Here is a 4085-nt window from a genome sequence, read left to right on the forward strand (position 1 = left end):
TTTTTTTTTGTTTTGGTGTGCTCAAATTAAATGGCAGCAAGTAGCGTTTGTAGTTAAAGGAACTTTCTTTTTTTTGTTTGTAAACAATATTATTATTTTTTTTTGTTTTAGAAATTATGGTACTCAAATATATAACTCCAAAACCCCCATTCCTTTATTTTTTAATCTTTTAACCAAAGAACAATTATTTTATCAATTTAATGTGTTGTTAAAATATTGTTGTATTATTCCTTTATTTTTAATCTTTATTATAACTACTAATCCCAGTCAATTAGCTGCTAGTTTAAATAAATTAGGGGTTAGTTATAAAATTAGTTATGCTTTTGCCCTTACTATTCGTTATATTCCTGAAATTCAAAAAGATTTTAAAAATATTTCTCTCAATCAACAAGCACGAGGTATTAAAGTTGTTAAAAAAACTCATTTTTTGTCTCGTATTATTGCAGATATTAAAAGAATTACCCTTATTATTCCTCCTTTGATTTTCTTTAATTTAGATAAAATTGATGTAATTACTAATGCTATGCAATTGAGGCGTTTTGGTAAATACAAAACAAGAACTTGGTATTATGAAAAATCTTTTAGTATTCTTGATTTGTTTACTTTTTTATTAGGATTGGCACTTCTTTTGCTTGGTGTGTGGCTTTTGTGCCTTTATGATAGGTTTTATTATCCTTTTGCCCAAAACCCTTTTTGATAAAATATTGCCACATTATTAACATCAAACAATTAAATATTTTGAAAAATTATAAGATCAACTCTAAAAAGTTGGTTTTTTTTGTTATATAAAATTGCAAGGAAAACACTCATGATATAAAGATGATTGAGCAAAAAATTCCTTTTTTTGTGATAAAATGATCTTAATAACAATATTTTTTATTTTTAAATTTCTGTTGTAAAAAAAGATAAAAGGGTGAAAAAGTGTTAGGTGGTTAATAAAAAAATGTCAATATACTTTTAATATATTTTTGATTCAATTTAGTAAAAAAATTGTATTTTTGTATTTTTAGTGTATTTTTAATTTTTTAAGTTTTTAAATATTGATTTTTTTGTTTTTAAAATATATTTTTATTTTGTAGTTTTATTTTTTAATTGTTAAATATTTTTGTTATAAATCTCAGTTTATATCAAAATAATACTAAATATTTATTTTTATTTTTAATTTTAAAAAAACTTAACTTATTTGGTGTCATGTGTTATATTTTTAAAATATTAAAATACTTGATACAATATTTAAATACCAAAATTACTGCAATTTTACTATTTATATAAAACAATATTAGAAAGTATTTTTGCAATATTATATAAAATATAAAATCATATAAAAAGAAAAGGAAATAAAGGGAAAATAAATGTCAAAGAAAAATAAAGGAGTTCCAAAAGCCAATCAAGGGATTTTTGTAGGCGATTACTGAGTTTTTTTCAAAATGTTGTTTCTTTTAAAAAAAATCTTTTTGTACAGATTTTACCAAAAAAAGGTTGTTACATGGACAGTACTTCCATTATTAGTAGTAGGTGTTGTACTTGGTTATCTTTTATGGCCTAAATCACAAGTTTTAAAAGTGAAATTTTATAATCAAGAAGGAAAAGTTGTCAAAGAGTTTAAAGTTGATAAAAATACTAAACTTTTAGATAAAGATACTAATAAACAAGATTTTGAATCACTTGGTAATAAATTTAGATGGTGTTTGGAATCTGATAAAAATAAACAAGTAGATTCAAACCGACTCAAAAAGGTTCAGACGGTAAAGAAGTTTATCAAGAGCAAAAAGATGCAAATGGCGAAACTTTAAAAGATGAAAACGGAAATGTTATGTATGTAGAAAAAGAAGTTGAAATAGAACCTAAAGTGCCAGGAGTAAACAAACAAGGAAAATGGCAAGGAACTGTTTCACAATTTAAAACTTTTTTACTAAAACATTAAATGATTCTGCCAATTATTCTCAATATAAACAAAAAACATTACTTTATGTTTTTGGAAAGTTAGAAAAAGTCGTTTTTGATAATTTAGTTGATGTGTCTTTGTCTACTGTAAGAGTTGGATCAGTATACAATGATATTAAATTTTTATGGCCTAATTTTAGTGCTGAATGGAGTTGGGGACCTGATTATTATAAACACTTAATAAGTGATCCAGATTATAAACTTTAATTATGTTAAAATATATTATTAAAAGATTGCTTTTAGCTATTTCTTGCTTTTTGTTAATTATTTTTTGTTGTTTTATTCTTACTAAAATATCAATTACAAAACCTTTACAACCTCCTTTAATGTCTGATTTAGCATGGAAAGATATGTGTGAAAAAGAAGGTTATGACAAACCAGCCCTAACTCAGTTTTGGAAATGGTTTAGTCATGTTTTTAAAGGAGATTTTGGTTTTTCAACTAAATTAAATCAAAATGTTTATGATTTTGTTAAAAGTAAAATCCCCATTACTTTTAAGATGAATATCATTCCTACTTTATTATCAGTTCCATTATGGATTTTATTAGCAATATTAGCTACTATTAAAAAAAATCTTGGATAGATTATAGCATTAATTTTTTTTGCTATTATTGTTATGACTTTAGGAACTTTAGTAATTGCCATTATGGCACAATATCTTTTTGTTCATGTGTGGCATTTATTTCCTTATCAAGTAGCAACTTCGATGGAATGGAAAGAAAAAGGCTTTTGGTTTGGAGTTAATTCTTATTTACTTCCCTTAGCAGTTATGACTTTGTTAAGTATGGTTTTTTACATTAGAAAAATTAGAGCCGAGTTAATTGAACAAACCAATCAAAATTATTTTTTGTTAGCTCGCTCTAAGGGGCTAACTTTTAGCCAAACTATTAATCGTCATGCCTTAAAAAATTCCTTAGTACCTTATGCTCCTGTCTTTTTTTATGAATTCGTGGGTTTAATTACAGGCAGTTTTTTAATTGAAAGAATTTTTTTCTATTGATGGTGCAGGAAGACTTATGATAGAAGCATTCCAAACTCAAGATCAACCTTTATTAATGTTTTGTTTTGGGTTTTGTACCTTCATTAGTTTAATTACTAATATTTTAGGTGATTTATCATATCGCTTATTAGATCCAAGAATTAAGATAGGGAGTAAAAAAGATGAAAGTGTTTGATCCTAAAGATTTTGTTCTGATAAATCAAACTTTGACTGATAAAAATATTACTTCTGAAAATAAAATTGTTGGTTATTATCGCAATACTTTTAAAAAATTATGGAAAAAGAAAAGTACCAAAGTAGCTTTATGATTTTGGTAGTCTTATTTTTTACTGCTGTAGGACCTTTTATCAATCCTCTTCCTAAAACTACTCAAGAAAAAGAAAAATCTTGGATTGCTTTATTACCTCTAAAAATCCCTTTTTTAGAAAAATTTGGTATTTGTGATGGTACTAAAAAAGTAGATTTATATTTAGATGAAATTGAACAAATTAAAAAATTTAATCCTAATATTATCAAAAAACAACAAGACATTAAGGACAACAAACAAACAGTTATTTTAGATTCTTATCTTTATTGTGAATATGAAAAGTCATCTATTAATTTAACTTTTCCCCAAAAAGAATATGATCGTGCCAAACAAAATAAAAGCCTTATTGAAAGTACTCCTTTGCAAAATGGATTGTATAGAGTAAAAATTCGTTTGTTTAAATATGTATTTAACAAAACGTCTGAAAAAACTTATTTTTATTTTGGTACTACTCATGAAGGAAATGATTTGTTTACTCAAATATGAAAAGGTTCTTTTATTTCTCTTTCCCTTGCTTTTGTTGTTTCGGTTTGTACTTTAATTATTGGTACTATTATTGGAGCTATTTGTGGTTATTATGGTGGCTTAGTTGATTTGATTGTTAATAGTATTTTTGATTTTTTTAAGCTATTTTCCCTTTATGACTTTGGTGTTGGTGTTAATGCTAAAAGTAGGTATTTCTTTTTGGACTATTATTGGTGTTTTTCTAATTAAAGGTTGGATTGGAGCTTTTTATTATTCACGTGCTTCTTTTTATCTTTATAAAAATAAAGAATATATTATTTCTGCAAGAATGCTTGGAGCCTCTGATTTGCGTATTATGTTTAAACATA

The 4085-nt window shown here is 25.1% G+C and carries 7 protein-coding genes and 1 pseudogene; all 8 read left to right on the plus strand.

The window, feature by feature from the left end; translation table 11 throughout:
• On the plus strand, positions 1 to 697 hold a 697-nt coding region (locus tag OYV_RS00415; protein WP_042067631.1), incomplete at its 5' end, for an energy-coupling factor transporter transmembrane component T family protein.
• 757 nt (positions 698 to 1454) lie between these two features.
• A complete protein-coding gene (locus OYV_RS00420; RefSeq protein WP_148169628.1) occupies positions 1455 to 1793 on the plus strand; it encodes a hypothetical protein in 339 nt (112 codons plus the stop codon).
• Between the two features lie 360 nt (positions 1794 to 2153).
• Positions 2154 to 2528, plus strand: coding sequence for a hypothetical protein (locus tag OYV_RS00425; protein WP_042067632.1), 375 nt, complete (start codon positions 2154 to 2156; stop codon positions 2526 to 2528).
• Between the two features lie 33 nt (positions 2529 to 2561).
• Positions 2562 to 2945 carry an ABC transporter permease subunit gene (locus OYV_RS00430; protein WP_011160397.1) on the plus strand — a complete coding sequence of 128 codons (384 nt, stop codon included), beginning with the start codon at positions 2562 to 2564 and terminating at the stop codon, positions 2943 to 2945.
• The gene (locus OYV_RS00435) at positions 2923 to 3120 is read left to right on the plus strand and encodes an ABC transporter permease subunit (protein ID WP_041624600.1); all 198 of its coding nucleotides are present in this window, start codon (positions 2923 to 2925) and stop codon (positions 3118 to 3120) included. The genes OYV_RS00430 and OYV_RS00435 overlap by 23 nt, the downstream gene beginning before the upstream one ends.
• Positions 3107 to 3253 (plus strand): hypothetical protein, encoded by a 147-nt coding sequence (locus tag OYV_RS04915; RefSeq protein ID WP_172642328.1) that lies wholly within the window; start codon positions 3107 to 3109, stop codon positions 3251 to 3253. Before OYV_RS00435 ends, OYV_RS04915 begins: the two co-directional genes overlap by 14 nt.
• Positions 3250 to 3738 (plus strand): hypothetical protein, encoded by a 489-nt coding sequence (locus OYV_RS04365; protein ID WP_052360372.1) that lies wholly within the window; start codon positions 3250 to 3252, stop codon positions 3736 to 3738. The genes OYV_RS04915 and OYV_RS04365 overlap by 4 nt, the downstream gene beginning before the upstream one ends.
• A 175-nt stretch (positions 3739 to 3913) precedes the next feature.
• Positions 3914 to 4085, plus strand: a pseudogene (locus tag OYV_RS05620) (ABC transporter permease); the annotation flags it as partial.

The organism is 'Chrysanthemum coronarium' phytoplasma (assembly GCF_000744065.1).
Taxonomy (GTDB): domain Bacteria; phylum Bacillota_I; class Bacilli_A; order Acholeplasmatales; family Acholeplasmataceae; genus Phytoplasma; species Phytoplasma asteris.